3 protein-coding genes are annotated in these 2101 nt (G+C 62.9%); all 3 read right to left on the bottom strand.

All coding sequences use genetic code 11. The features are described 5' to 3' along the window. A partial coding sequence (locus TP2_RS09305; RefSeq protein ID WP_038076529.1) for an AAA family ATPase occupies positions 1-882 on the bottom strand: 882 nt, incomplete at its 3' end. Positions 883-1058: 176 nt separating this feature from the next. Further along, the gene (scpB, locus tag TP2_RS09300; protein WP_038076528.1) at positions 1059-1673 is read right to left on the bottom strand and encodes an SMC-Scp complex subunit ScpB; all 615 of its coding nucleotides are present in this window, start codon (positions 1671-1673) and stop codon (positions 1059-1061) included. Positions 1674-1675: 2 nt separating this feature from the next. Beyond that, positions 1676-2101, bottom strand: a 426-nt coding sequence (locus tag TP2_RS09295) for a DUF1403 family protein (protein WP_038076525.1), incomplete at its 5' end; no start/stop codon positions are given.

Here is a 2101-nt window from a genome sequence, read left to right as displayed (position 1 = left end):
GTCTTCCGCCGCCGCCACAACATCGGCCGTCGAAAGGCCTGAGGCCGCATCCGTCACCCGCTTCCATCCCATCCGAGAAAGCGCGAATCCGATCAGGCGACGTTCGAGCGCCTGCCGAATGGCCGGGCCATCGGGCATGACGTATGGCAAAACGAGATCGAAGCGGCGCAGCACCGCGCGGTCAAGAATTCCCGGCAGGTTTGTAGTGGCAATGACGATCGAAGGCCCGGTATCTTCATCCAGGAACTGCAGGAACGAGTTCAGAACCCGCCGGGCCTCGCCGACGTCGTTCTCACCGCCCCGGGCCGCAGCCAAAGCGTCGATTTCGTCGAAGAGATAGATACCGCGCGTCGTCTTGACGGCATCGAAGATCATCTTCAGCTTCTGCGCTGTTTCACCCATGAACTTCGTGATCAGCCCGTGGAGCATGACCGAAAAGAGGGGGTACTGCAGCTCACCGGCAAGCGCTGAAGCACTCAGGGTCTTACCCGTTCCAGGAGGCCCGGAGAGGAGAACGCGCCGCCGTGGCTTCAACCCTTTTGCCTCGAGCTTTTCGCGCATTCGTGTCTCGACAACGAGATGCGCGAGTTCGCTCTCAATCCTGTCTGGCAAGATGACATCGACCAGGCGCTCGGTCGGATAGGACGCGGCAAGGAACTCCGCCAGATCACCGCGTGGTGTTGCGATAGGAGTGATCGCAGGGGCTCGCTTCGCAGGCGGCTTCTGCCCCGCTTCGGCCCATTGCCGCAACTGTTCAGCCAGCCGGGTATGCCCCTTCTGCTCTTCGGCCGCAGAGAGTTGCATCGCCAGATCGTAAAAACGATCGGCGTCTCCCTCCGCGTGGCTCTTGACGAGACCGATGATTTGCTGGGCGGATGCCACGGCTAAGCTGCTCTTTCTTCGAGGTTTTTTATCGACGTATGTTACGTTGAGATTCTATACATAAATCATCCAATCGACCAGAAAAATCGCCATCCCGTCCGCCGAGCGTGGCACTCGAATCCCCTTTTTCCGATACCTGTATTGGAAAGTAACTAATCGCGAAAAGCAGTGGGAACTCAGCCAACGCCAACCTGAGGTGGCTCCCTCTGAAAACCCGCATCCTCCATTTGCTCCCTGTCGGGCAGGTCATGCAGGCTCTCCAACCCGAACGCGACGAGGAACTGCTCTGTGGTGACGAAGGTATAGGGGGCCCCTCGTCTGGGCGACCTTGGCCCGGTCCCAATCAGCTCGCGCACATGCAGCCGGCCGATCAGGTCGCGGCTGATTTCTTTGCCGAAGATGTCCTTCAGACCGTCGCGCGTAATCGGCTGATGGTAGGCGATGGCGGCAAGGACCGCGACGTCGAATTCACTCAGGTCGAGTAGCTGGCCCCCGACATCCGCGGCCGCACGGATCGCAGGCGCGTAGATAGCCCGCGTCCGGAACATCCACCCGCCGGCGACCTGCGCGATCTCGAATGCCCGCCCCCCCAGATCGGCGGCGAGGTCCTCGACCAGCAGGTCAATCGACGCCCCCTGCCCCACCACGCGGGCGAGATCTTCGCGCGGCACTGGCGAGGCAGAGGCGAAGAGCACCGCCTCGATCCGGCGCATCCATTCCCGCCAGCGCAACTCTGGCGGCAGGTCGGGTAGCTCGCGATCCAAGTCAGGTTCAGAGCGATCCTTCGCCATCGCTACACCCCGTAGAGCCGGAAGGTGTCGCGCCCGGTCAGCTCGCGCACCGCGCCGAGGTCGACCAGCCGGTCGCAGAGCCGCCGCGCGGCGCGATCCGGCAAAGGCAAAGCCGACGGCGCCACCGCGTCCCAGGTCAGGAACATCTCGACGGCATCCCCCGCCCCCTTTGCCCGCAGCTTCGGAGCGACCGCCTTCAGGTGCGTCACCCGACGCGCAAGGTCAGACGCCTGACGCACCGCCTCGACCACCGAAGAGATGAGTGCCCGATGACAGGCCAAGCGAAGGTCATCACCCTGCTTGCGCAGGTCCGCGCGTTTCAGGGCTGCGGCCAGCAGCGGCACAACGTGACCCCAACCGAGGGCTTGGGCGAGAGCCGCATCCGCGAGGATCAGTCCTGCTACGTGTCCGTCATCAGAGTTTTTGGG

The organism is Thioclava pacifica DSM 10166 (assembly GCF_000714535.1).
Taxonomy (GTDB): Bacteria; Pseudomonadota; Alphaproteobacteria; order Rhodobacterales; family Rhodobacteraceae; genus Thioclava; species Thioclava pacifica.
The sequence above is the reverse complement of the archived record's forward strand: the minus strand, read 5'-3'. Positions and strand labels throughout refer to the sequence as shown.

What these genes read in the sequence shown, in the direction of transcription:
- scpB (WP_038076528.1), bottom strand. Translation starts at nt 1,673, where the DNA reads ATGGCGAAGGATCGCTCTGAACCTGACTTGGATCGCGAGCTACCCGAC.